At 42.8% G+C, this 26,095-nt stretch carries 24 protein-coding genes and 1 tRNA gene; 10 read left to right on the top strand and 15 right to left on the bottom strand.

What is annotated here, in order from left to right; translation table 11 throughout:
* Positions 1-84: 84 nt before the first annotated feature.
* From Q3A68_RS15835 to Q3A68_RS15805, 7 genes are all read right to left on the bottom strand, one after another.
* On the bottom strand, positions 85-2,391 hold the full coding sequence (locus tag Q3A68_RS15835) for a family 20 glycosylhydrolase (protein ID WP_302902085.1): 2,307 nt from the start codon (positions 2,389-2,391) through the stop codon (positions 85-87).
* 124 nt (positions 2,392-2,515) lie between these two features.
* Positions 2,516-2,647 carry a 30S ribosomal protein THX gene (locus tag Q3A68_RS15830; protein WP_302902084.1) on the bottom strand — a complete coding sequence of 44 codons (132 nt, stop codon included), beginning with the start codon at positions 2,645-2,647 and terminating at the stop codon, positions 2,516-2,518.
* 117 nt (positions 2,648-2,764) lie between these two features.
* Positions 2,765-3,721 (bottom strand): thioredoxin-disulfide reductase, encoded by a 957-nt coding sequence (trxB, locus tag Q3A68_RS15825; RefSeq protein ID WP_302902083.1) that lies wholly within the window; start codon positions 3,719-3,721, stop codon positions 2,765-2,767.
* 69 nt (positions 3,722-3,790) lie between these two features.
* The gene (locus Q3A68_RS15820; RefSeq protein WP_302902082.1) at positions 3,791-4,966 is read right to left on the bottom strand and encodes a dipeptidase; all 1,176 of its coding nucleotides are present in this window, start codon (positions 4,964-4,966) and stop codon (positions 3,791-3,793) included.
* A gap of 58 nt (positions 4,967-5,024) precedes the next feature.
* Complete coding sequence (locus Q3A68_RS15815; RefSeq protein ID WP_302902081.1) at positions 5,025-5,222, bottom strand: hypothetical protein; 198 nt, start codon at positions 5,220-5,222, stop codon at positions 5,025-5,027.
* Positions 5,223-5,355: 133 nt separating this feature from the next.
* The gene (locus tag Q3A68_RS15810; RefSeq protein WP_302902080.1) at positions 5,356-6,984 is read right to left on the bottom strand and encodes an acyl-CoA carboxylase subunit beta; all 1,629 of its coding nucleotides are present in this window, start codon (positions 6,982-6,984) and stop codon (positions 5,356-5,358) included.
* A gap of 99 nt (positions 6,985-7,083) precedes the next feature.
* The gene (locus Q3A68_RS15805) at positions 7,084-7,551 is read right to left on the bottom strand and encodes a DUF1801 domain-containing protein (protein ID WP_302902079.1); all 468 of its coding nucleotides are present in this window, start codon (positions 7,549-7,551) and stop codon (positions 7,084-7,086) included.
* 64 nt (positions 7,552-7,615) lie between these two features.
* Here Q3A68_RS15805 and Q3A68_RS15800 point away from each other — a divergent pair, with 64 nt between their 5' ends.
* The gene (locus Q3A68_RS15800; RefSeq protein ID WP_302902078.1) at positions 7,616-7,966 is read left to right on the top strand and encodes a DUF488 domain-containing protein; all 351 of its coding nucleotides are present in this window, start codon (positions 7,616-7,618) and stop codon (positions 7,964-7,966) included.
* 5 nt (positions 7,967-7,971) lie between these two features.
* On the opposite strand, the gene Q3A68_RS15795 is transcribed toward Q3A68_RS15800, so the two are convergent.
* Positions 7,972-8,044: transfer RNA gene (locus Q3A68_RS15795), tRNA-Thr, on the bottom strand.
* Positions 8,045-8,105: 61 nt separating this feature from the next.
* Here Q3A68_RS15795 and Q3A68_RS15790 point away from each other — a divergent pair.
* Complete coding sequence (locus tag Q3A68_RS15790; RefSeq protein WP_302902077.1) at positions 8,106-8,426, top strand: cupin domain-containing protein; 321 nt, start codon at positions 8,106-8,108, stop codon at positions 8,424-8,426.
* A 31-nt stretch (positions 8,427-8,457) separates the two neighbouring features.
* Here Q3A68_RS15790 and Q3A68_RS15785 read toward each other — a convergent pair whose 3' ends face one another.
* The 4 genes from Q3A68_RS15785 to Q3A68_RS15770 all read right to left on the bottom strand — a co-directional run bounded on the left by Q3A68_RS15785 (position 8,458) and on the right by Q3A68_RS15770 (position 13,436).
* On the bottom strand, positions 8,458-9,042 hold the full coding sequence (locus Q3A68_RS15785; protein ID WP_302902076.1) for an LOG family protein: 585 nt from the start codon (positions 9,040-9,042) through the stop codon (positions 8,458-8,460).
* 92 nt (positions 9,043-9,134) lie between these two features.
* Positions 9,135-10,610 (bottom strand): IMP dehydrogenase, encoded by a 1,476-nt coding sequence (gene guaB / locus Q3A68_RS15780; RefSeq protein ID WP_302902075.1) that lies wholly within the window; start codon positions 10,608-10,610, stop codon positions 9,135-9,137.
* 202 nt (positions 10,611-10,812) lie between these two features.
* The gene (locus Q3A68_RS15775; RefSeq protein ID WP_302902074.1) at positions 10,813-12,093 is read right to left on the bottom strand and encodes a M16 family metallopeptidase; all 1,281 of its coding nucleotides are present in this window, start codon (positions 12,091-12,093) and stop codon (positions 10,813-10,815) included.
* 107 nt (positions 12,094-12,200) lie between these two features.
* Positions 12,201-13,436, bottom strand: coding sequence for a M16 family metallopeptidase (locus Q3A68_RS15770; protein ID WP_302902073.1), 1,236 nt, complete (start codon positions 13,434-13,436; stop codon positions 12,201-12,203).
* 250 nt (positions 13,437-13,686) lie between these two features.
* Here Q3A68_RS15770 and Q3A68_RS15765 point away from each other — a divergent pair, with 250 nt between their 5' ends.
* Together Q3A68_RS15765 and Q3A68_RS15760 are read left to right on the top strand one after the other, a co-directional pair.
* Positions 13,687-14,220, top strand: a complete 534-nt coding sequence (locus Q3A68_RS15765; RefSeq protein ID WP_302902072.1) for a hypothetical protein — start codon at positions 13,687-13,689, stop codon at positions 14,218-14,220.
* 23 nt (positions 14,221-14,243) lie between these two features.
* Positions 14,244-14,795, top strand: coding sequence for a hypothetical protein (locus Q3A68_RS15760; RefSeq protein ID WP_302902071.1), 552 nt, complete (start codon positions 14,244-14,246; stop codon positions 14,793-14,795).
* A 73-nt stretch (positions 14,796-14,868) separates the two neighbouring features.
* Here the strand turns inward: Q3A68_RS15760 and Q3A68_RS15755 are convergent, their stop codons facing one another.
* Positions 14,869-15,216, bottom strand: a complete 348-nt coding sequence (locus Q3A68_RS15755; protein WP_302902070.1) for a phosphoribosylpyrophosphate synthetase — start codon at positions 15,214-15,216, stop codon at positions 14,869-14,871.
* Between the two features lie 310 nt (positions 15,217-15,526).
* On the opposite strand from Q3A68_RS15755, the gene Q3A68_RS15750 reads away from it, so the two are divergent.
* The 5 genes from Q3A68_RS15750 (at position 15,527) to Q3A68_RS15730 (ending at position 20,314) form a co-directional block, all read left to right on the top strand.
* Entirely contained in the window at positions 15,527-16,219 is a 693-nt protein-coding gene (locus Q3A68_RS15750; RefSeq protein WP_302902069.1) for a DUF2461 domain-containing protein, read from the top strand.
* A 414-nt stretch (positions 16,220-16,633) separates the two neighbouring features.
* Positions 16,634-17,005 (top strand): P-II family nitrogen regulator, encoded by a 372-nt coding sequence (locus tag Q3A68_RS15745; protein ID WP_302902068.1) that lies wholly within the window; start codon positions 16,634-16,636, stop codon positions 17,003-17,005.
* Between the two features lie 19 nt (positions 17,006-17,024).
* The gene (locus Q3A68_RS15740; RefSeq protein ID WP_302902067.1) at positions 17,025-18,644 is read left to right on the top strand and encodes an ammonium transporter; all 1,620 of its coding nucleotides are present in this window, start codon (positions 17,025-17,027) and stop codon (positions 18,642-18,644) included.
* 225 nt (positions 18,645-18,869) lie between these two features.
* Positions 18,870-19,499 (top strand): LamG domain-containing protein, encoded by a 630-nt coding sequence (locus tag Q3A68_RS15735; RefSeq protein WP_302902066.1) that lies wholly within the window; start codon positions 18,870-18,872, stop codon positions 19,497-19,499.
* 602 nt (positions 19,500-20,101) lie between these two features.
* A complete protein-coding gene (locus Q3A68_RS15730) occupies positions 20,102-20,314 on the top strand; it encodes a hypothetical protein (RefSeq protein WP_302902065.1) in 213 nt (70 codons plus the stop codon).
* Positions 20,315-20,404: 90 nt separating this feature from the next.
* Here the strand turns inward: Q3A68_RS15730 and clpB are convergent, their stop codons facing one another.
* Entirely contained in the window at positions 20,405-23,017 is a 2,613-nt protein-coding gene (clpB, locus tag Q3A68_RS15725; protein WP_302902064.1) for an ATP-dependent chaperone ClpB, read from the bottom strand.
* A 205-nt stretch (positions 23,018-23,222) separates the two neighbouring features.
* Between clpB and Q3A68_RS15720 the strand changes: the two genes are divergently transcribed.
* Positions 23,223-24,554 (top strand): sensor histidine kinase, encoded by a 1,332-nt coding sequence (locus tag Q3A68_RS15720; protein WP_302902063.1) that lies wholly within the window; start codon positions 23,223-23,225, stop codon positions 24,552-24,554.
* A gap of 45 nt (positions 24,555-24,599) precedes the next feature.
* On the opposite strand, the gene Q3A68_RS15715 is transcribed toward Q3A68_RS15720, so the two are convergent.
* The gene (locus tag Q3A68_RS15715) at positions 24,600-26,027 is read right to left on the bottom strand and encodes an ATP-dependent DNA helicase (protein ID WP_302902062.1); all 1,428 of its coding nucleotides are present in this window, start codon (positions 26,025-26,027) and stop codon (positions 24,600-24,602) included.
* Positions 26,028-26,095 lie beyond the last annotated feature (68 nt).

Below are 26,095 nucleotides of genomic sequence, written 5' to 3'. Positions count from 1 at the left end.
TCATTTAGCGAATTACTGAATTAATAAGTTAGTGAACCGTTGCATAAAGATAATCGCCAATTCGCTAACTCACTAATTCACTAATTAATTATACAGTGCATCCGGCGATAATTCCCCTTTTGGCTTGCCTGGCGTGGTCATATAAACGCGCAAGGCACTTACGGCACCAGCGTCAAAATATTTTAATGTAAATTTATGATACCCTTTTTGCAAAGCTACGGCACCACCCTGTTCGGCTATCGGATGTTTCCCATCATTATTCACCACCGGCTGGTCATCAATTACCAACACCGACCCGTCATCCGAGCGTGTTGAGAATTGGTACAAACCATCTGCATCAATACGAATAAATCCATTATATATTACCCCAAAACCTGGATTATTCTTTTTCAGGACAGACAGATTAAAGCTTTTAGCTATACCACTATCAATTACAGCAGCCTTTGTCAGATCATTGGTGCTGGTAAAAGTACCTTGCATATATTGATATTTTAAACCCGTTGCATTACCCTGATAAGCAACAGGCGCCAATGGTGCTTTATTGTACATTACCGTATGAGTTACCTGGCTGCGTTTTCCTGATGGAGTGATCACAATGGTCTGCAAGTCGCGGTATTGATCCTGCGGCACATCATAGGTCATCGGAGAGTGATACTCTATATCTGTTTCACGTGGTGTATAGCTATCAATAGTGTAGTATATTTTTGCACCGGCAACCGGCGATTTTAATGCCACATTTAAAGAACTGCCAAACATAATAGTATCCTGCTGGGTACCTATTACCGAAGGCACCCGGTAGTTGTAATTGTTCTTATCCAGAAAGGCTAATTGATTGGGCAGACGCGCTTCTGAGAAATTTTTAAAGTTTTTATTTGCCAAAGGCGACCATGCTACTTCTGATAAGGCCAGTAAGCGCGGATACAACATATATTCCACTTTGGGCTCGGTCGGGATATATTCTGTCCACAGGTTAGCCTGCACACCCATGACGAATTTCTGCTGATCGGCATTTAATGCTGCAGGTGTTGGGTTATAACTGTAAGTGGCCGACAGCGGCGTGTATCCGCCGATACTCAGCGGCTCGCCAATACGGCTTTGTGCATGATCTAAATATAACCCGCCATTGCCTGGGGTCATGATTACATTGTGTCCCTGACGGGCAGCTGCGATACCTCCTTCTTCTCCGCGCCAGCTCATCACCGTAGCGTTTGGCGATAAGCCGCCTTCCAGTATTTCGTCCCAGCCGATAATGCTACGGCCTTTTGAGTTCACAAATTTTTCAATGCGCTGAATAAAGTAGCTTTGCAGTTCCTCTTCGTTCTTCAGTTTTAATTTTTTGATCAGTTTTTGGCAGAATGCAGAATTCTTCCAGGCCTCCTTCGGCACTTCATCACCTCCAATGTGGATATATCTGCTTGGGAACAGTTCCATCACTTCGGTCAATACATCCTGCAAGAAATCAAAAGTCTTATCAGAAGGACAATACACGTCCTTAACTACGCCCCATGTTTCATAAGTTTTATAAGTTTTGCCCGGGTCACAGCTCAGTTCAGGATAGGCAGCTAAAGCAGCCATGGAATGACCTGGCATTTCAATTTCAGGAACGACGGTGATATACCTGTCAGCGGCATATTTTACTACTTCACGGATCTGGTCTTGTGTATAGAAACCGCCATAGGGCGTATTATCAAATTGCTGTGGTGTACGGTCGTGGTAATTACCAATCACTGTTTGCGCTCGCTTACTGCCAATTTCCGTTAATCTTGGATATTTCTTTATCTCTATGCGCCATCCCTGGTCGTCCGTCAAATGCCAGTGAAAATTATTCAGCTTATAGTAAGCCATCATATCGATCGTCTTTTTTACAAACTCGACAGAGAAGAAGTGACGGCATACGTCGAGCATAAATCCCCTGTAACCAAAACGCGGATAATCTTCGATCTGTGCACACTGCAGCTTGATCGTAGCGCCATGATCAACCGGGATCAATTGTAACAGGGTTTGTATACCGTAAAATAAGCCTGCTCCCCTGCCTGCAATAATAACCTGCTGCGGAGTAATCGTTAAACGATAACCCTGATCTGGTAAGCCCTCAGTACCTTTTTCTGTAAAAACAATGCTGTTGGCTACACTTTCGCCTGTATTGATTTTCGCGTCGTTACGAAGGTTTAGTTTGCTGTGTATGTATTCAGTAAAAAAATTCACAGCTTTATTATTAAGACTATCAGCCAGTAAAATGGTCTGCTGACCCAGAATAAACTCCCCTGAAGCTTTTTTGACAGAAACCGGAGCCGGAACGATACCCATATACGGATCATTATCCTGGGCATTGGCGTTTAAGCCCAAACAAAGCAAAAGAATTGAGATAGAAAGCGCAATATTTTTATACATAATTACTTATACGGAAATACAAGGCGGTGAAGTTAAAAGATTTTACAAAAAACTATGCTTCAGTTATTGTAAAAAATCTGAAATAAACGAAAAAGCCATCCGCTTTTACACGAATGGCTTCTGATTATTTCTTTGCAGGCTTGGTTTCTGCTACTTCGGCCGTCTCAACTTTCTTTTTGATTTTGTGTGGACGTTTTTTTCCGTATGAACCTATTGCAATTTTCCCTTTTCTTGATTTTTGATCACCTTTTCCCATGGTATTATGATGTTTATGAACTGATAATCAATAATACGCATTTTTGTTTGAAATAGTGATTAGTTAATCAGTTAACCGGGACTGGTTGTCTCTGTCTGCTTGGTTAACTGATAACTATCAAGCAGTTACCTCATGTTCCTTCGACGCCAGATAACGCTCAGCATCAATAGCAGCCATACAGCCTGTTCCGGCTGCGGTAACTGCCTGGCGATAAACATGGTCCTGTGCATCGCCGCAGGCAAAAACACCTTCTTTGTTTGTCCTGGTTGATCCCGGTTCGGTCTTAATATAGCCGGTTTCGTCCATGTCGATCCAGTCTTTGAATATTTCTGTATTCGGATGATGACCGATTGCTACAAAGAAGCCCGTTACATCCAGCGTTTTTTCTTCGTTTGTTTTGTTATTGAATGTCTTAACGCCGGTAACTACCTGTCCGTCTCCTACTATCTCTTTGGCTTCGGTATTATAAATCACCTCAATATTATGGGTATTCAGTACCCTGTGCATCATGGCTTTTGATGCGCGGAATTCGTCGCGTCTTACCAGCATGTAAACCTTGCGGCATAATTTTGCAAGATAGGTTGCTTCTTCAGCGGCAGTATCCCCGGCACCAACAATAGCTACGTCCTGACCACGGAAAAAGAAACCGTCGCAAACCGCACAAGCTGATACGCCAAAGCCGTTATATTTTTGCTCAGATTCCAAACCCAGCCATTTAGCAGATGCACCTGTCGAAATGATCACGGTATCGGCGATGATAGTTTTTGTTTCATCAACGATCACTTTATGCGGAGGGCCGGAAAAATCAACGGAGGTTACATAACCAAAACGAATATCTGTTCCAAGGCGGGAAGCCTGTTTTTCGAAGTTTTCCATCATAGCCGGGCCCTGGATCCCATCAGGATACCCTGGATAGTTTTCCACTTCCGTAGTCTGGGTAAGCTGACCACCGGCCAGTAACCCCGTATATAAAACTGGCTTCAAATCGGCACGTGCGGCATAAATAGCAGCAGTATAACCGGCTGGACCAGAGCCTATGATAAGGCATTTTACATGTTCAATCTCTTGTGACATCAGATTATTTTAAAGGACACAAATCTAACAAAAAAGCGGATTTTATTAGTCAGGCAGCCGTAAAATCAACTACTTGCCCGTATTGGCCCTTAACACCCGGATAAAGTTGCCACCCAATATTTTATCGATATCTGTCCGAGAGTAGTTCAGCTTCAGCAGTTCCTCGGTAATTTTCGGATAATCGGTCACATCATCCATACCTAAAGGATAGGACTCTGCTCCATCAAAATCGGAGCCAATGCCGACATGATCTACCCCAATCAGTTTGGCAATGTAATCGATGTGTTTAATCAACATACTCAACGACGGGCGTACCTGATCGGATTCGGATTGATAAATGGCGTTCAGTCTTATTTTAGCTAAATCACTGTCATGATAGATTTTTACAAGTGAGTCCAATTCTGACTTATGCTTATGAATGAACCTGGATTCTTTTTTAGCATAAGCACTATCCACAAAACCGCTATAAAAGTTCACGAATACTACCCCGCCATTTTTAGCCAATGCTTTCAATTGAGCGTCTTTCATATTCCGCTGATTGGGGTTAAGCGTATAGGCGCAGCTGTGCGAGGCAATAACCGGCTTCGAAGTGGTTGCGATCACATCGTAAAAGGTTTGTTCACCTACATGGGATACATCTACTATTACGCCTAATTCATTTAGATGGCCAACAATCTGTTTGCCATAATCAGTCAACCCAATATGCTTTAACGAATCCCGATGATGCGTTTCGTCATGGGCTGAGGTGGCCCACGAAGTACTGTTGTTCCAGGTAAGAGTCAAATACCGCATACCGCGTTTTGCCAGAGCATCGATATAATCCATTCTGTCTTCGATCATATGTCCGCCTTCCACACCTATCATTGCGGCAAATTTCTTTTGGGCGACCGCCTTTTCCAGCTCCTCTGCATTACGTACCAACACCATTTTACCGGGGTTACGTTGAATTAGTGCATACAATGAGTCGATCTCCCTGGTGGCAAATTTGAAAGCTGTTCCTTTACCATAATCTCCGCCGCACCAGATGGAAAAAACCTGTACATCCAAACCACCTTCCTTTGCGCGTACCAAATCGAGATTTCCGACAGTTTGACGCTTAGATAAATCGAGTTTGGTAATCAACTCGTTGGAAATCGCATCATTGTGTGTATCTACCAATATCGCTTTATCGTGAATTTCGCGTGCATTTTGGCCATAAACACAGGTACCCAGCAATGATGAGAACAGGAGTAGCAGTTTTTTCATGGATGAAAGGTAGGTAAATCCGCGTAGAGACACAATGCATGGCGTCTCTAGTAATACGTTACTTGGTCAATTGATAAATGATTAAACCAAATGAAAAAAACAAAAGGCACACCCCGGATATAACGAACACTTCCCACACTAGTGGACTTTCAGCTTTTACTCCGGCTGTTATCAGGTGCTTACGTTCTCTTTGCCTTGCTATTCCTAGCGCGATAAATAATAAGCCGCCTGTAGCAGCAATAATTTCATGATACATCTGGGGGTGATTATTGCTTTTTTTCTGCTAACATAAGTTGAAATCGTTTTGTTGTGTCAGCAGCCCGATATTTTGATGTGTAGCAAAAGTTTTACGTGCAGTAATCAGTTAATGGGTGATCATTTAACTAACCTCACGTCTGTATTATCCCCACATTAAAAGCCTTTTCGATAGGCGCATGATTAGCAGCTTCGATGCCCATGGATATCACTTTGCGTGTTTCGAGCGGGTCAATAATACCGTCGACCCAAAGCCGGGCTGCGGCGTAGTATGGCGTAGTTTGTGAGTTGTAGCGGTCGGTGATTTGTTTTAGTAGTTCTTCTTCTTTTTTTGAGTCGATCTCTTCGCCCTTTGCTTTCATTGCCGACTCCTGGATCTGCAATAAGGTTTTGGCAGCTTGTGCGCCACCCATCACGGCAATTTTTGCGGAGGGCCATGCGTAGATCAATCGTGGATCGTAAGCCTTGCCACACATAGCATAGTTGCCTGCACCATAAGAGTTACCGATAATGAAAGTAAATTTAGGCACGACAGAATTTGATACAGCGTTTACCATTTTCGCACCATCCTTGATGATGCCACCCTGCTCTGAGCGACTGCCTACCATAAAGCCTGTCACATCCTGCAGAAAGACAAGTGGTATCTTCTTCTGATTACAGTTCATTATGAAACGGGTTGCTTTATCCGCCGAATCAGAATAGATCACACCGCCAAACTGCATTTCTCCTTTTTTGGATTTGATTACTTTGCGCTGGTTAGCAACAATGCCCACCGCCCAGCCATCAACACGACCCAATCCACAGATAATTGACTGCCCATATCCTTCCTTGTACTCCTCAAAACCAGAGTTATCCAGCAGCCTGTTAATGATTTCTCTCATATCATATGGTTTCTCCCGGTTGTCGGGTAAAATACCATATATCTCTTTTTCATCCTGCTTTGGTGCAACAGGCTCTATTCTGTCAAACCCTGCTTTGACAGAATCACCCACCATACTCATAATATTCCTGATCGAATCGAGGCAGGCCTGGTCGTTGGGTTGCTTATAATCCGTTACGCCGGATATTTCACAATGCGTAGTAGCTCCGCCGAGGGTTTCATTATCCACATCCTCACCGATTGCCGATTTTACAAGGTATGATCCCGCCAGAAAAACAGAGCCTGTGCCATCCACAATCATGGCTTCATCGCTCATAATAGGCAGATAGGCCCCACCCGCTACGCATGAACCCATGATAGCCGAGATCTGGATAATACCTGAGCTGCTCATAATGGCATTATTACGAAAAATCCGTCCAAAATGCTCCTTGTCCGGAAAAATCTCGTCCTGAAGCGGCAAGTATACTCCTGCTGAGTCAACCAGGTAAATGATGGGTAATCGATTTTCAATGGATATTTCCTGTGCTCTCAGGTTCTTCTTAGCCGTGATGGGGAACCAGGCACCTGCTTTTACGGTCGCATCATTTGCAACAATCACGCACTGGCGGCCCGATACGTAGCCAATCCCACAAACTACCCCGCCCGATGGACAACCACCATGCTCTATATACATGCCATCCCCTGCAAAAGCACCAATCTCCAGCCATGGTTTGTCTTTATCTATTAAATAAGACACCCGCTCACGGGCCAGCATTTTGCCTTTTTCTTTTTGTTTAGCAGCCGCCTTCTCTCCGCCACCCGCATGTACTTTCTTGAGCCTCGTTTGCAGATCGAACGACAACTGTTTATTTATATCTTCATTTTTATTGAATTCGAGATTCATAGGTGTGAGTGATTGGTTAATCAGTGATCAGCTGAATTACGGTAAAGGTAATAATTGTAAGGATTATCAACCCAATCCCTGATATCCGGTAACTGGGCTCTAATCTTTCACCCCCGGCCTTTTCTTCACTGGTGAAATTGATTTAACAATCGTTGTACCTTTTACCTGATTTTTAACCGGCTTCATCCGCGATAATGAGTTCTGATAAGCTGCTTCAAGCAATTCTTTCATATACCACTCAGGAAAGTCTTCCTTATCCCTTATCCTTAAATACCGGTATTGATTACCGTCACCCAATAACATTCTGGCGGGATCTTCGATATCCACGCCCCTATTAAAACCAAAGTTCACATGGTCACTGCAAACTGCAATACTGCAGAATACATCTCCGGCCTTATCCGTAGGCGACCAGCCAAAAGCGACGGCATTGTAGTTATCATAAATCAGTTCATTGGTGTCAGGGTATAAGTCCCACACAAATTCACGCAACCACAAGGCTGCGGCCTTTACCTTGTCAGGGTAAGGTAAAAGGAACTTAACCAGGTCGTTAACTTCTTCTTTAGGCATGATTTTAATGGTAATATGTTTTTAAATTTATGGACTTAATTCATACAAACCAATTTCATTATCCATGCCTATTAAAACAAAAAGAATATATGAGCCTTACTCGAATGACGATGGCTACCGCATATTAATAGATCGGTTGTGGCCGCGCGGTATAAAAAAAGAAGATTCGCACATAGATAAATGGCTAAAAGAAATCGCTCCTTCAACAGAATTGCGAAAAGAGTTTAACCATATGGTTGACAAGTGGGAACAATTCAAAGTTGCTTATCATACCGAGCTAAATAATTCACCAGCTGTGAAGGAGCTTTTGGCTGATATTAAGAAACATAGGACTGTTACTCTGTTGTTTGCTGCAAGGGACGAGGAACACAACCATACCCTGGTGCTGCAGCAATTCATCAAAGAAGTAAGTTGAATAGGAGCCGACAACGGGATTCGAACCTGCGACCTACGCGTTACGAGTGCGTTGCTCTACCAGCTGAGCTATGTCGGCTTAATTGTGATATTTCAAGTAGCTGTTACGACAAACATAAACAAAAAGTTATTTATTCATAATGAAAGTAAGCATAGCTCAAGCCTTAGAAAAATTAGATCAGGCGCATGGTCAATTATTTGCCAAAGTGATGGAGCATGGCAGTATGTCTGTCGAGATATATCGCCCGATAAAGAATGATCCTCAAACGCCGCATAAGCAGGATGAATTGTACGTAATAATCAGCGGGAACGGTGTGTTTTTGAATGGCGACGAACGTACTACTTTTAAACAGGGGGATGTGCTTTTTGTAAAGGCCGGAGTAAAACACCGCTTTGAGAATTTTACTGATGATTTTATGACCTGGGTGATATTTTATGGTCGGGGTGGCGGAGAAAAGTAGAGACGCGATGCATCGCATCTCTATGAAATATCTATGTCAGATTTCTATCCCTGAACCAAACCTCGTCGGGAACGCCATTGAAGTTTTCCATCAGACTAACCAACTCTATCGGATCGCCGGTAGTAAGTACCAGTTTACGATTGGTAGGTTTCAAAAACTGCTGCTCAACCATTACATCCATCTGCTTAAGCAGGTTATCATAAAAGCCATTTACATTGAGTACGCCAATGGGCTTATTGTGAAGACCGAGCTGCAACCAGGTCAGCACCTCAAAAAACTCTTCCAATGTACCAAAGCCGCCCGGAAGCATGATAATGCCGTCGCACAGATCATTCATTAGTTGTTTGCGCTGGTGCATGGTCTCGACAATGTGTAATTCTGTTAGTCCGGTATGGCCAACTTCCTTATCCATCAGGAACCGAGTGATCACTCCTGTTGTTTTCCCTCCACGGCTGATCATTTCTTCAGCCAGCAACCCCATCATGCCTACTTTTCCGCCACCAAAAACAAGACTGATATTCCTGTTGAACATCACCTCGATCAATTGTTCGGCAGCTTCCCTTAAAACAGGATCACCGTTGAAATTAGCACCACAGAAGATACAAATGGATTTCATAATTAGGGATTAGATAATTAGAGGTTAGAGATTAGTACCTTATTTAAGCGATTAGAGACTACAACTAATCTCTAATCACTAATCTTTAGTTTCTATCCCTTACTCGTATAATTCGGAGCCTCCTTCGTGATCGTAATATCGTGCGGATGGCTTTCGCGCATGCCGGCAGCGGTGATACGTACAAATTTAGCTTCTTGTAATTGATCAATATTGGCAGCTCCACAATAATGCATACCTGCGCGTAAACCACCAATGTACTGATAGATCACTTCAGCCAGTGTGCCTTTGTAAGGAACACGTCCCACGATACCTTCAGGAACCAGTTTGGTTACTACATCTGTTTCATCCTGGAAATAACGGTCTTTCGAGCCTTTGTCCATCGCTTCAACCGAACCCATACCCCGGTATGATTTGAATTTACGGCCTTCGTAGATAATGGTTTCGCCAGGTGATTCCTCTACGCCGGCAAATAATGAGCCTGCCATGATAGAGCTTGCACCTGCGGCGATGGCTTTTACAATATCACCGGTTTGCTTAATGCCGCCATCCGCGATAACAGGGATACCACGGCCTTTTAATGCAGTGGCACATTCGTAAACAGCAAATAATTGCGGGACACCTACACCTGCAACAATACGGGTGGTACAGATAGAACCCGGACCGATACCAACTTTAACTGCATCAGCACCTGCGTCGGCAAGGGCAATGGCAGCATCAGCAGTAGCAATATTACCTGCAATCACTTGCAGATCAGGGAACAAGGATTTTACCGCCTTCACCATGTCAATCACCCCTTTTGAATGACCATGAGCGGTATCAACAGTGATCACATCCACGCCTGCCTGCACTAAGGCCTTTACACGGTCGATATTATCGGCAGCTACACCAATAGCGGCACCTACACGAAGGCGACCGAACTCGTCTTTACAAGCACTTGGGTAGTTTTTAAATTTTTGGATATCCTTAAAAGTGATCAAACCACAAAGATGACCGCCGTTATCCACTACCGGTAGTTTTTCGATCTTATGATTTTGCAGAATTTCTTCGGCTTGAAATAACGTAGTGCCCTGTGGCGCGGTGATTAGGTTAGCGCTAGTCATTACCTCGCTTACCGGGCGGTCCATTTCTTTTTGGAAACGAAGATCGCGGTTGGTAATGATACCTCTTAGTTTACGGTCGCCATTAATAATTGGGATACCGCCTATGCGGTACTCGCGCATGATTTTTACAGCATCAGCCACGGTTGAATTCTCGTGAAGAGTTACTGGATCCTGTATCATACCGCTTTCAGAACGCTTCACTTTGCGCACCTCATCAGCCTGCGCCTGGATCGACATGTTTTTGTGCAGGATACCCATCCCACCTGCCTGCGCAATAGCAATAGCCAAAGCAGACTCGGTTACGGTATCCATCGCCGCTGAAAGTACAGGGATATTTAGCCTGATCTTTTTGGTAAGCCATGAACCGGTATCTACGTCACGCGGTAAAACTTCTGAATAAGCCGGGAGTAGTAAAACATCGTCGTAAGTTAAGCCTTCGGCGACAAATTTGGAGGGATCTAACTGCATAGCAAATAACTTTTTGTATCTATTATTTGCCGGGCAAAGATAGCAATAGATATGCGGATGTGCAAATGAACCGATGCTCGGATTTAAAAAACAATCATTTGATTGCTTTAAATTGACATACTTTTAATGTGCGGATGTGCAAATGCGTGAATGTACAGATGAATAAATCATTTGCATATCTGCACATCAGCACATTTGCAAATCAATACTTTCCTACAATCACCTTATAGAAATTATCTGTATCAAGATATTTTTTTGCCATTTGCATCACGTCAACAGCCGAGATAGACTTGACCACTTCCGTGTAACGGTCGTAATAGTCGTAATCCAGTCCGAAGAAATAAATGTTTTTGAACTTATCGGCGTGGGAGAAAATATTTTCGAGACTACCTAAAAGCGAGCCGAGCATGTAATTACGCACCAGGGATAACTCTCCTTCCGGTACCAGGACCGTTTTTAGAATATTAATTTCCTTCTCTATTTCATTTACTGCCGCTTTGCAAACATCGGCGCCAACTTCGGTCGCAATAAAAAATGCGCCGCCTTTGCTCAATGAGCTAAATCCAGACCCAATGCCATAGGTGTAGCCTTTATCCTCGCGAATATTGGCCATCAATCTCGAACCAAAGTATCCACCCAAAACGGTATTCATTACTTGCAAGGCAGGAAAATCAGGATGGGTGCGATTGATGGAAGGCAAGCCCATCCGTATAGCCGACTGTAACGCATCCGGCTTCTCCACAAAATAAAAATGATCGGGAGCTGGTTTTAGTTCGGGCTGAGACGTAGCTGCTTTGATTGAATAATTGGACCACTCTTTTCCAAAAGCCTCTTTTAACTGATCAAGCGTTGATTGTTCAATTTTGCCTGACACTAAAATGGTACAATTTGACGGCTGATACATCTGTTTAAAATGTTCCAGCATATCCTCTCGATGAAGGGTTTTGTAATCGTCAAGTTCAGCACCTAATCCGTAGATGGTGTTGCCATAAACTGCTTTATTGAACTTACGGCGGGCAATAATATCATTTTTTTGCAGACTTACCTGCAATTTTTGCTGCTGATTGCGGATAAAAGTCGCCAGTTCTTTTTCAGGGAAAACCGAGTCGGTAATGATGTCTTTCATCACCGGCAAAGTAGCCGCCAGGTGACGGGTTAAAGTATAGAGCACTACCTGCGAATGGTCGTAACCATAATCCACCTGCAAAAAGGCGCCGTAAAAATCGATTTTATCGGCGATTTGCGCTGCTGATAGTTTCGATGTACCATCGGTCAGCATGGTATTTACTGCTACGTTCATTAACGGCTTGGCTGGGTCAAAATGCAGGTTGCCGAATATCCACTCAATACGAACCAAATCCTGATCGCCCGAGTTGAAACAGAATATTTTACAGCCATTGTCCAGATCGATCTGTTCCGGTCTGATTAGTTCTATCTGCCCTACCGCTTTAAATTCAGGTGCTATTGTCCTTTCTAGTTTCATTAATCAAATTTATAATGGTTACAGATGTTGTAGAAGTTGTAAATGTTGAAATGATTGGAAGCTTTTGCCCTGCAAAACATTTACAACTTCTACAACCTTTCTTAACGCTAAGCAGCCAGGTAAATCAACGTCGAGGAGTTTTCCTTCCGGAAAATTTCCTTAGCCTGTTTTTGTATCTGCTCAGCTGTTACAGCCAGGTATTTATCGGTTTCGTGATTTAGTTTATCCGCATCGCCAAAAAGTTCGAACTGGGCCAGGTTCATTGCTTTATCCAATAACGACATTTCAGAAAACACCATCGTCGACTCCGTTTTATTCTTCACTTTGGTCAACTCATCAGCCGGAACCAATTGATTTTTAATAATCTCCAGTTCTTCCCAAATGGCTGCTTCAGCCATTTCAATGCTTACATTTTCAAGGGGCTTACCCTCTACAACAAACATTCCCTTATCGAAACTGCCCATGTTGTAGGCATGTATCTCGCTGAATAGTTGCTTGTCTTTTACCAGGGTTTTATACAAACGCGAAGAGTTGCCCCGTGACAAAATATCTGATATCAGGTCGGTTTCATAATAACCCTCATCCAGGCGGCCGGGCATGTGAAACGCTATGTATACATCATTTAATGGCACTTTAGCGGTAACTGTTAATCTGCGCTCTTCCTGTTGGACAGGCTCTTGCGGCAGGTCACGGAGATATTTTTCTCCGGCGGGTATCGGGCCAAACCATTTTTCGGCCAATTGCTTAGCCTGTTCAGTTGTTATATTTCCGCCAACTACCATGATAGCGTTTTGCGGGTTATAATGCTTTTTGAAGAAAGCCTTTACATCCCCGATGCGGGCATCCTCTATATGTTTAATCTCTTTGCCGATGGTAGCCCACTTGTACGGGTGCTTTTTGTAAACCAACGGCCGCAGTTTCAGCCAAACATCACCATAAGGCTGATTCAGATAACGCTGCTTAAACTCTTCGATCACCACATTACGCTGTACTTCCAGGCTCTTTTCGCTGAAAGCAAGGCTAAGCATGCGATCACTTTCCAACCAAAAGGCCGTTTCAATGTTGGACGCAGGCAGCGTGATATAATAGTTAGTGATATCATTGGTGGTGAAGGCATTATTCTCTCCCCCAACCCGCTGCAAGGGCTCATCGTATTGCGGAATGTTGATTGATCCGCCAAACATCAGGTGTTCAAACAAATGCGCAAAGCCTGTTTTATCCGGGTCTTCATCACGTGCGCCAACATCATATAGTATATTCAAAACGGCCATAGGCGTGGTATGATCTTCGTGAACGATAACACGAAGGCCGTTATTCAAAGTAAAACGGTTGAATTTAACCATCAAAAAAATAAGTATAAAGTGGATTGCAAATGTAGAATTTTTAGCGGAAGTAGCTAAATCATGCTTTGTCAGTATAAAATAAAAAATATTTTTTTAATTAAAAAATCTTGTAGAAAATATAAACTAATACTATATTTACATTGCCTTTCCACATACGTTTGTCACAATTGTTAATAACTTTTAAACAGCTGAGAACAGGTAAGTAACAAAAATCCTAACCGCAATGACGCAGTCGCAATTAATTCAGCATATGTCCGCTCCCGGTAAGGGTACCACAGTAGCCAAACTGGGGCGCCAGATAAAGAAAGAAAACTTTTCTTTACGGGAATTAGTTGACATGACTTTTCATGACGATAAGGGAATTGCCTTGAAATCATCGCGCTTGCTAGAGTATGTAATGTTCAAATTTCCCGAATACTACTACCAGGATATTCAATATTTTATCGATCATATTTTTGACATACCAAGCGCAAGCAGAAAAAAACCGTATGCAAAAATATTGATGCATATTACCTCGCCCGAAGTTCCCAGAGATGTACGTGAAAAGATGAAGGAGATTGAAATGGAACGCATCGTAGAGGTGTGCTTTGAATGGATGATTGATCCTAAAATGCTGGTTAGCGTACGCTCATATGCCGCAGAGGCTTTATTCAACCTGCGTCACCGTTATCCGTGGATTGCGGAAGAACTTTCAAAACAAGTAGAATTCATGACCCGTACCGCCACTCCTAACCTACTGGCGAAGTGCAACTATATTCTAAGCTACCTGCATCCCGAAGATTGATTCCATCCTAATTGGGTTTTAAGATGCTTACATCTGATGAACTGATAAAAGAAATTAGCGCTACCCTAACCAAAACCAAGGTAGTTAAGCTCGGCGCGATTATCAAAAAGCAGCAATTTGCTGTAAAAGATCTGATCGATATTACTTTTAATCCCGATAAAAACATTGCGTTCAGGGCAGCCTGGATACTTGAGAATCTGTTTTTGCAAAAACCGGAAAGCTATATTGACAATCTGGACTATCTTATTTCGAGGGTTAAGGATGTGGATAATCCCAGTTGCAAAAGGCATTATGCCAAGATACTTATGCATATTACCTCGCCCAAAGCCCCAGCAATTATAAGGCAGAAACTAGCCCAGATGAATCTGGAGCCTGTAGTTGAACAATTGTTTGACTGGCTGATCGACCCTAAAGTGTTGATTGCTGTTAAAGTGTTCGCTGCCGAAACTTTATTCAATATGCGTGAACGCTATCCATGGATTGCCGAAGAATTGGCTAACCAGATCCGATTTTTGATGCGTGACGGAACGGCGGCCATACAGTCCAGGGGAAGGAAACTATTAGCCAGACTTTAAGTTGCTTAGCATATAAAATATAGCTCAGGTTTAAATTAACCCTACTGCAAACAACACACTGGCAACTGCAAACTCAATCAGAAGTTGGCTGATCCTCCCGATGTAAATGACTACTTACGTGATAGTGATGCAACTTAGCCTCTATGGCTGATTGGCTGTCATCCGCATAAGTGCCGAAAGCATTTATCAAGACGCCTTTTAAATGATATCTTGGTGAACTGATGGCATAGACTATCGACATATCCGATGGATTGCTTTCGCCCTCGAACCGGTAAAACTCATTTATCTCAAAATCGTCGGCTCCCATGTGTATGTCTTTGTCCTTATCGTCTAATGTATCGCCTTCGAGGCTTAAATTTGCCGTATATCCTCTTTTATTCAGATCATTAGTGGCATCCACTAAAGTTTCATAGCTTCTCATAAGTATTTGTATTAAGGTAATTATAAGTAAACCTTAAAACCTTGGTTGTTGTTTGTTTAAAATGTTTCGGAGGAAATTTAACATCCGGATGGTTAAACTACTTTGAGAAGGCAAGCTATAAAAACGAGAAAAGCCAGACCTCGCGCCCGGCAGTTCAATTAATTTAACTACTTTATTAATTATACGAAGCTGGTTAAATCAAAGTTGGTAATAATAATGTTACACAAATCATATCAGTACAGAACTTTTATAAAATTTCAATGAAGATTAACCCGATCCACTTAGCTTTGAAATCATATAAACAAAAAAAATGACCGTTGCCACTATAAAGAAGGATTCGCTTGATTTTTTAAAAGATCTATCACAAAACAATAACCGGGAATGGTTTAATAATCATAAAGATCGCTATACAGAGGCGCATAATAACATTATTGCTTTTGCCGATGCGCTGATCGGTGAATTGAATAAGCATGACAGGATCGAAACACGCTCTGGCAAGGAAGGCATGTTCAGGATATACAAGGATGTTCGTTTTTCGAAAGACAAAACCCCTTACAACAAGCACTGGAGCTGCGCATTCAGAAGAGCTACCAACAAGCTACGCGGCGGTTATTATTTAAGGATCGAGCCAGGTGATTCGAGAGTAGTTGGCGGCTTTTTCGGTCCGGTGCCGGATGATATGAAACGGATCAGGCAGGATATTGATGCCAACTATGAGGATTGGAGAAAAGTTCTGGGCAATCCGCTATTGAAAGGAACATTTGGTAATATACGGGGCGAAAAAGTGACATCTGCTCCCCGCGGTTATGCTAAAGACCATCCGGCTATTGACTTATTGCGTCACAAGCAGTTTCTGTTCAGGCATGAGTTTACGGATGACGAAGTGCTCAGTCCCGATTTCTTATTTATTGCCAATAGTGCTTTCAGAAACCTGCGCCCATTTTTGGATTATATGAGTGAGGTGCTGACGACGGATGCGAATGGGTTGTCGATTATTGATTAAACCATTCTTTCGCTAATTCCTACTATATTCCCGCAGCTTAGATCTGAATCACAAAAAAATGCACCTCTCCCCTTTTGGAAATCGCGCAATTTAATCTAACAACTCATCAATTTTCCGGCAGTAAAAAGCGGAAACACTAAACTCTTTTCGATATTACGATATGCTATTTGCATTTGGCCATTCCATCTTGACCATAATTGTATAAAAATGAGCTTAAAAAAATAAAAAAACATCAAAAACAAAAACACCTGGTTGCAATATTTGCATTTAAGCAAGTTTTTTTAGCGTCATTTTTTAATATATTACAAATATCATGAAAAAGCTAAAAAATATTACCAATAATTCTATATTGCATTGTATTGCCAATATAAACCATCGCAATAAATTATAAACCCCATATTAAATAATCATTTCATGAAAAAAATTGAAGCAATTATTCGAACTTCTAAGTTTGAAGTTGTCAAAGAGGCCTTAAAAAACGCAGGAATCGATTTCTTCTCTTATTGGGAGGCCTATGGAGTCGGAAACGAGCAAGTGTCGGACCATCACAGTTATCGTGGTACTGTATATGATACTCATTTTCTTTCCAGGTTATTTATTTCCATCGTTTTAAAAGATGAGAATCTCGAAAAAACGGTTGCTTGCATAGAAAAAGCAGCTTACACCGGCGAAATTGGAGACGGTATGATTTTCACATACAATATTGAAGAATCAATACGGATTAGAACAGGCGAAAGAGGCGGTGCTTCTACCGCAGGGCCCAGTGATGAAAAAAATAACCTTTAACCCTCAAAAGACTCTCCACATGAATAGAAAAATTTTTACTCTCCTATTGGTTACAATATTGACTATTTCATTTAGTAGCACAATTGCCCAAACCCCAAGGAAGCCCGACCCCGCTGGTGTGACGACGGGAACATCGGCTGATATTGACCCAACTTCTTTAAAGGTGGTTGACACTATAGCCAAAACAAAAGATACTACAGTAGCTGCTGTAAATAGTTCAGTAAAAAAACTGGCTACAGCAGTTTCGACAGTTGCTAATGCAGATGGAAAAAACAAGGTGGCTATTAACCTGGTTTGGTTATTGATTACCGGATTTTTAGTTTTCTTTATGCAGGCTGGCTTTGCCTTGGTAGAAACGGGGCTGACAAGGGCAAAAAACGTAGCCCATACTATGGCTATGAACTTATTTGTTTATCCCGCAGGAGTACTTGGCTTTTTTATTTGCGGATTTGCTATAATGTTTGGCGGTGTGGGGGCTTTAGGGACCCTGGGGGGCTTTGACGGCCTAAACCAGGAATTTAGCATCAATTTATTTGGTCACGCGTTTGGCTTGTTTGGTACAAAAGGGTTTTTCATGAACGGTGTATACGATGTAGGAGTATTGGGTTTCTTTGTGTTTCAGGCAGTATTCATGGATGCAACAGCTACCATCCCGACAGGTGCAATGGCAGAAAGATGGAAATTTGCATCGTTTGCAATATCCGGAGTACTGATCGGCGGCCTTATTTACCCGATTTACGGAAACTGGGTTTGGGGCGGTGGCTGGTTGTCTCAACTAGGAGCCAACTTTGGATTGGGTCACGGACATTTGGATTTTGCCGGGTCTTCTGTAGTGCATTTATCAGGCGGGGTACTTGCTTTTGTTGGCGCCAGGATGATCGGTCCGCGTTTAGGAAAATACAATAAAGACAAAACACCAAATGCAATTCCCGGGCATAATATCCCAATGGCTGTTTTAGGCACACTGATACTGGCTTTCGGTTGGTTTGGATTTAATGCAGGTTCAACATTTGCCGGAACTGATTTTCGGTTCGCTGTTGTAGCCTTCAACACGATGGTCGCTTCGTGCGGAGGAGTATTGGCTTCAACTTTATGGATCTGGTTTGTGAGGGGAAGCAAACCGGATGTTAGTATGATGTGCAATGGTTTGCTGGCAGGGTTAGTAGCCATTACTGCACCTTGCGCGTATGTAACACCAATTGGTGGATTGGTCATTGGCTTGATCTCAGGAATTATAGTGGTAGAAGTTACCTTCTTTATGGAGAGAAAATTAAGAATTGACGATCCTGTGGGCGCTGTTGCTGTACATGGGGCTAATGGTATTTGGGGGGTATTGGCGTTGGGATTATTCGCCGACGGCCAATATGGTGACGGCTTCAATGGCGTAAAGGGGACTGTAACCGGGTTGTTCTATGGCGGTGGATGGGGCCAGTTTATCGCTGAAGCCATTGGTGCACTTACCAATTTAGTATTTATTGGATTGGCTGGCTGGCTGATGTTCAAATTCTTGAATTTGATTGTGGGAAACAGGGTGAAACCAGAAATAGAAATGTATGGTTTGGATTTGCCTGAAATGGGAATAGATGGATATTCGGGTATTAGGATGGACAAAAACGCGGAAACGCCGTTGTCAAGATAATTGACCTGCAAGCCTATCGGTTTGATAATAGAAACGTAAACATCAAACACAATGCCCGCAATTGGCGGGCATTGTGTTTGGTTTAATGATTTTGGTGTAAGACTGCCGGACAGCATCTTAGTTTAAAATTACAAAACCTAAACTTGAAAAAACTTGAACAGAAAATGAATTGGCACCGATAATTATTATGCGGAAATTTACTCATCCAATTCTATTGAACTGTCTATGAAAACTTTAAGTCTGCTTGTTATTGCAACCCTGTTCTCAGCTAGTCTAAACTGCCAGGCCCAAACAGTTGAAGAACTTCAAAAGAAATATACCGTCTTTAACAGGACGATAAGCCCCGGAGCAGAACCCGGAAGCGTCCATCTGAGCGATGCGGAAGGTGAAGGCCATGCCTGGCTGAACAATACAAAATTTACTTACGGAACTATTGAGGTTGATATCAAGGGAAAGGATAAGTTACAAGCGAGTTTTGTTGGGATTGCCTTTCACGGAGTGAACGATTCTACATTTGAGGCTGTCTATTTCCGTCCGTTTAATTTTCGCTCTACCGACCCGGTGAGGAAGCTACATGCCGTACAATATATTGCCTCACCCAAATTTGGATGGGAAAAACTCAGGAACGAATTCCCAGGCAAATATGAACAACCGATTTCCCCTGCTCCTGCCCCAAACGAGTGGGTTCACGCCCGTATAACCGTTGACAATAAGAATATCAAAGTTTATGTAAACGGCAATACGACGCCATCATTGGTGGTGGCACCGCTTGTGCATACCAATGGTATTTTAATCGGCCTTTGGACTGATAGTGATGGTGATTGGAACAATTTGAAGATTGTGAAAGAAAAATAATTTAATGACTAATCTCGTCCGCTATCAGACAACCAGATTTGGAATAGCGTTGCTCTGACAAGATACATTAACCCCTTTTTCTTGTATCTTTATTTCTGTAATGAATACATCCCCTGCATCTGGCTTTAAAAACAAACGCTCAAAATGGCTATTCGTGGTCATTTTGTTGCTGAGCTTTTTTACTTTTTCGGGGTCAGTTCTTAAACCACCGGCCAGGCTGGATGTTCAGCGAACCACCATAGTTGCAAACCCCCAGACTGGCTTCGTGAGAAGTATCAGCTATAAGCGGGCTCTGCGACAAGTTTATAATGACAATTCTACCCGCTTTTTTTTCGCTACATCAACTTTTGATATAAACCGGTTACACTGCCATCAAGTTCGAACTCGCATTAACTGCCTGTTGACGTCTTATAGGTGCAGAGCAAAAATTACCTTTTACCCCCCCTTGAAAACCTTTCCTCCAAATAAAAGCGATTATCCTGCACCTTTAGGGTAATTATCCACCCACTTCTGTTTTTGACCGTTGCGGCGGTATAATCTATTTGATCACATTCTGTAGTGTATGCTGCACCTATTTGCGGCGCGCTCCACATTAAAAAATAATGAAATACCTTAAAAGGATGCTAAGGGTATGCGCATTGATCCTATTTATGCTGCTGGCAGCAAGCGGCATTGGTATATTTGGCGTAGCGCCAACATTGACAAAGAACAGGAAATTATTTGCAGATATTGAGGCTGCATCCGAAATTGCCGAAAACGACACCAGTTTATCAAGTCAGGATTCCTTAACAGACATGAACAGATTGAAATTCTGATAAAGGCTTTTATGCAAAAGACCAAAAACAGAAAAGCCCCCCAAAGGTGGCTTTCTGCATATAAATAATTAAAATTAGTTAATTGACTTATTATCCTGCGTGTTCCGGCTCCTGTGTATTCAGGAACACGAACTGGTTGTCAAACATATCCAGTTTTATCTTGCTGTCCTTGTCTATCTTACCGCTAAGTATCTGTTTAGACAATTCGTTCAGTATCTTCTTCTGGATCACACGTTTCAATGGCCTTGCACCGAATTGAGGGTCGTAGCCTAATTGTGCCAGCCAATCTAAAGCTTCTGGTGAAGCTTCGATGCTTACACCCATTTCCGCCAGCGAATCCTGAACATGCTTGAACTGCAGTTTCACAATTTCGCCTATCTCATCGCGGCTAAGCGGGGTGAACATGATGATCTCATCAATACGATTCAAAAACTCCGGACGGATGGTTTGCCTCAGCAATTCAAACAACTGGTTCTTGGTTTTGGCAATCACTGTTTCCTTATCGCTATCCTCAAAATTCTGGAAGTTTTCCTGGATCAGGTTCGAGCCGATATTCGAGGTCATGATAATTATGGTATTCTTAAAGTTTACCACACGGCCTTTGTTATCAGTCAAGCGGCCATCGTCAAGCACTTGCAGCAGGATATTGAATACATCCGGATGCGCTTTTTCGATCTCATCCAACAACACAACGCTATATGGCTTACGACGAACTGCTTCGGTCAGCTGACCACCTTCATCATACCCAACATAGCCCGGAGGCGCACCGATCAAGCGTGATACGGCGTGGCGTTCCTGGTATTCAGACATATCGATACGCACCAGCGCATTTTCGTCATTGAACAGGTACTCGGCCAGGGCTTTTGCCAGCTCAGTTTTACCAACCCCGGTAGTGCCCAGGAATATGAACGAACCAATAGGTTTCTTTTTATCCTGTAAACCTGCGCGACTGCGGCGAATAGCATCGCTGATCGCTTCAATCGCTTCTTCCTGACCTGCAACGCGCTTGTGCAACTCATCTTCAAGGTGAAGCAGTTTTTCGCGTTCACTTTGTATCATTTTGGAAACTGGTATACCTGTCCAGCGTGATACTACTCCTGCGATATCTTCGGCAGTAACCTCCTCCTTCAGCATACGGTGTTCCTTTTGATTTTCAAGCAACGTAGCTTTCAGTTTTTCTACCTCGTCCTGTGCCTCCTTGATACGGCCATAACGCAATTCGGCTACCTTGCCATAATCACCGGCACGTTCGGCCTGATCAGCTTCCAATTTGTAGTTTTCAATTTGTTCAACCTTTTGGTTAATATTATCTACCACATCCTTTTCGCTTTTCCACTGCGCACGTAATGAGTCCCGGCGGGATGAAAGATTGGCTATTTCTTCGCTCAATTCTTTTACACGTTTATCATCTTTTTCGCGTTTGATCGCCTCACGTTCAATTTCGAGTTGCATGATCTTACGGTCGAGCTCATCAACCTCTTCAGGAACCGAGTCCATCTCCAAGCGCAACTTTGAAGCAGCCTCGTCCATTAAGTCGATAGCCTTATCTGGTAAGAATCTATCCGAAATATAGCGTTGTGACATTTCGACAGCAGCTATAATAGCTTCGTCGCGGATGTGCACTTTATGGTGTGTTTCGTAACGTTCTTTCAAACCACGCAGGATAGAAATGGCATCCTGGGTATCCGGTTCATCAACCAATACCATCTGGAAACGGCGCTCCAAAGCTTTATCCTTTTCCATATATTTCTGGTATTCGTTCAGGGTAGTCGCGCCAATGGCCCTTAATTCACCACGTGCTAAGGCTGGTTTCAGAATGTTTGCAGCATCCATAGCACCTTCGCCACCACCTGCACCAACCAGGGTATGTATTTCGTCGATGAACAGGATAATCTCGCCATCGGCCTGGGTTACTTCTTTAATAACAGCTTTTAAACGTTCTTCGAACTCGCCTTTATATTTGGCACCTGCTATCAATGCGCCCATATCCAGCGAGTAAACGGTTTTGGTTTTCAGGTTCTCCGGCACATCACCTTTGATGATCCTGAAAGCAATGCCTTCGGCAATCGCTGTTTTGCCAACACCCGGCTCACCAACCAGGATAGGGTTGTTTTTGGTACGGCGCGATAAAATCTGTATCACACGCCTGATCTCTTCATCTCGGCCGATAACCGGGTCGAGCTTGCCCGATTCGGCATACTCATTCAGGTTACGGGCATATTTGTTTAGCGCATTATAGGTCGCTTCCGCGTTCTGATCAGTTACCTTATTGTCGCCGCGCAATTCAATAATGGCTTTTTTTAGGTCCTTTTCATTTACACCCATGTCCTTGAGCGTAGTGCTGGTTTTACCGCCAGCAGCCAGGATACCTAATAAAATATGTTCGACAGATACAAATTCGTCTTTAAATTCCTTCAGATAGGATTGCCCTTTTTGTAAAGCTGAGTTGGTCTCCGATGATAGATAAACATTGCTTCCACTCACCTTAGGGTAGGATGCAATCTGATGATCCAGGTTGTCATTCAACCGGTTAAGGTTAACATTTAGTTTCTTTAACAAATAGGAGATTACATTCTCATCAACCAATAACAAGCCTTTCAGCAAATGTGCATTTTCAATTGCCTGCTGCTGATTACCAGTTGCAATTTCGGAAGCCTTTTGCACAGCTTCCTGAGCCTTTATGGTAAAGTTGTTAAAATTCATAGTAATTGATTATTGTGTATACAACTTGTCATCAAAAGAATTGCCATTTTAATGAAAATGAAAAAATGTCACGAAGAAATTAGTTTTGAAAGACATTTTGTCTACTTTTATACCTATAACCGAAACATTATCAGGCTGTAAAACCCTATTGCTGCTTGTGTATACTCCTAATTTTTTTATATTTGATTTGCCATAATTTAATGTATTGAGTAACCAAAACAACCATAAGGTCAGGGGTAAAACCAGGATCTCGTACCGCGACTATTATACGCTAAAGAACCTTGGAGCTGTAAGAACAGGTAGCATTATATTCCTGATTCTGAACGTCGTATTGCGTTTACTCTACACTATATTTCCCGAAAGCCTTACGCGGGCACAAAACTATCCGGAATTTAATTTTACCAACTGGTTATATATTGCCATTACGCCCATTTTCCTTGGATGCAGTTATCTTCTCGTTTACCTGTACAACAAACAGAAAAAGGCCAATTTTGTGATGACCGTTTTTGTTTTTCTGTTTGCCTTGTACATCATCCTGTGCGGTATGTTCTCGAGCTTTATAGCCACCTCTGATCCGCGCAATTCCATGACCATTTACCTTACCGCGTTGAGCATTATCAGCGTGGTATTTGTGTTTGAGTGGGACGAGGCGTTATTATTGGTTTTTATCACCGAAGGGTTATTTACTGCCTTGCTATACAATACCCAAAATGAGGGCATGCAGATGATCTACAATCAGCTGATATCGGTTATACTGTTGTTTTGTTTTTATTTTATATCAAGGTATTTCTATTCTTATAAGTCGAGTTACTTTCTGCAGTTGGTGGATATCAGGGAGAAAAATATCGCAATTGAAAAAGCAGGTGCATTTAAGAATGAAATACTGGGCATGGTAGCGCACGATTTGCGTAACCCGATCGGCGCAATTGAGACGTTGGCGCTGATGATGGAAATGGATGACATTGATAATGAGACCCGCGAAAATCTGGAGATGATCAAGACCTCATGCGTGAAAGCCCGGGGTATTATTGCCGATTTGCTGGATGCCGCTAATAATGAGAACATCAATGTTGTTGAAACACAGCGCACCGAGTTGAACTACTTTTTGAAAAACATTATTAATGAATGGAAAATTCAGAAAGAGGCTAAAAACAATATCTTTCTGATAAGCTCTAAAAACCAGGTTTATGTACAGATTAATGCCGATAAATTTCAGCGGGTGATGGACAATCTGATCACAAATGCTTTGAAATTTTCTAAAAACAACAATAAAATCGAAATATATCTGAGTGCAAAAAACGGAAGCGCAATCATCGAAGTGAGGGATTACGGCCTGGGCATACCAGAAGATCTTATACCGCACATTTTTGAACGTTTCTCGAAGGCCCGCCGCCCCGGCCTCAGGGGTGAGCAATCCACTGGTTTGGGATTAAGCATTTCCAGACAAATCATCGAAAATCACCACGGCACTATTGACGTAACCAGCGAGGAGAAAAAAGGCTCGACGTTTATCATTCAACTTCCGGTGGTAGACTAAGACACGGTTTTAGGATTTTTTTTCGACTTAAATGATTCAGACTTGTTATTCAAATTCTGCAATCGTGTCAAAGAATCGTTGATTAAAATTCACCAAAAACAATTCCTTGGATGCTCTGGTACAAGCCGTATAAAACCAGCGCAGGAAATCCATATTGATCATTTCTTCGGTCAGGTAACCCTGGTCGACGAACACCGCTTCCCATTGTCCGCCTTGGGCTTTGTGGCAGGTGACAGCATAGGCAAATTTTATCTGTAATGCATTATAATAGGGATTTAGTTTCAACTCGTCCAGTTTGGCTTTGCGGCTGGTAATATGTTCATAATCCTTCATCACCTCCATAAAAAATTGCTTCTGATCAGCTGGTGGTAAGGCTGGAGCTTCAGAATAAAGCGTGTCCATCAATATTTTACATTCCACTACCGGGTCTTCGGCATAATCAATAAACTCCAGCTGCACATCGGCAAACCGCAAACCATACATTTCTTCGAAGCGACGCACTTTTTTTATCCGTGCGATATCGCCGTTGGCAATGAAGCCCGTGCTTCCCTCCTCCTGATCCTGCAGCCAGAAATAATTGTTGCGCACCACCATCACCTGGTCGCCGCCGGTTAACTCTTCTTCGCGCAATAAAATCCGCCCGCGTATCTGGCGGTTATACAGGTTTGCATTTTTATTCGACCGGCAGACGATTAGCGTACCATCATAACCGTATTTATTGTAGGCGTAATTGAGGCCTTCTTCCAGGCGTTCGCCGGTCATACGGTAAACGTCCTTATACCCTTTGGTAATAACTTTAGGTGTAACGACTTTCCCCTGCCTGATAACATTTCTCAAGGCGGTTGCATTAAACAGTATACCCGAATCTTTTTGTTGACGCAGCACATCCGTTAATTCGAAGCCAAACATCTCCAAAGCAAATTCGCTCTTCATCAATTTCATATCAAGGGCCGGACTGTTATCAGCCCCCACAGGCGGTAGCTGAGCGGTATCACCTACCAGCATCAGCTTGCAGTTTTTGGTATTGTAAACATAGCTAACCAGGTCGTGCAGCAGGGTTTCGCGCGTGTTGCCCGCCAGTACGTCCGAGATCATGGAGGCTTCGTCAACAATAAACAGCGTATCAGATACCAGATTATCAGCCAGGCGAAAAGCATCTTCAATATTCATCGCCGACTTCTTGCGATAAATGCGTTTGTGAATAGTAAATGCTTTCCGGCCCGAGTAATTGGTGATCACCTTTGCAGCACGACCCGTAGGCGCCAGCAATGCCGATTTATAGTTATAATATTTGAGCGCTTTTACCAGTGCCCCTACAACCGTAGTTTTGCCCGTACCCGCATACCCCTTCAGTATAAAGCATTCGTCGCCATTATCGCTGATCAGAAATTCATGCAGTTTGTCAAATAGTTCCAACTGCTGAGCGGTGGGTTCATGAGGAAAGGCTTTGACGATCTGATCTGTTGAGGGCACGAGCAAAAATGCTGAATATTATTTACGATTTTAGAATTACGAGTTACGATTGCGCTGATTCTTACTTT

This window comes from Mucilaginibacter tolerans (assembly GCF_030519375.1).
Lineage (GTDB): Bacteria > Bacteroidota > Bacteroidia > Sphingobacteriales > Sphingobacteriaceae > Mucilaginibacter.
The sequence above is the reverse complement of the archived record's forward strand: the minus strand, read 5'-3'. Positions and strand labels throughout refer to the sequence as shown.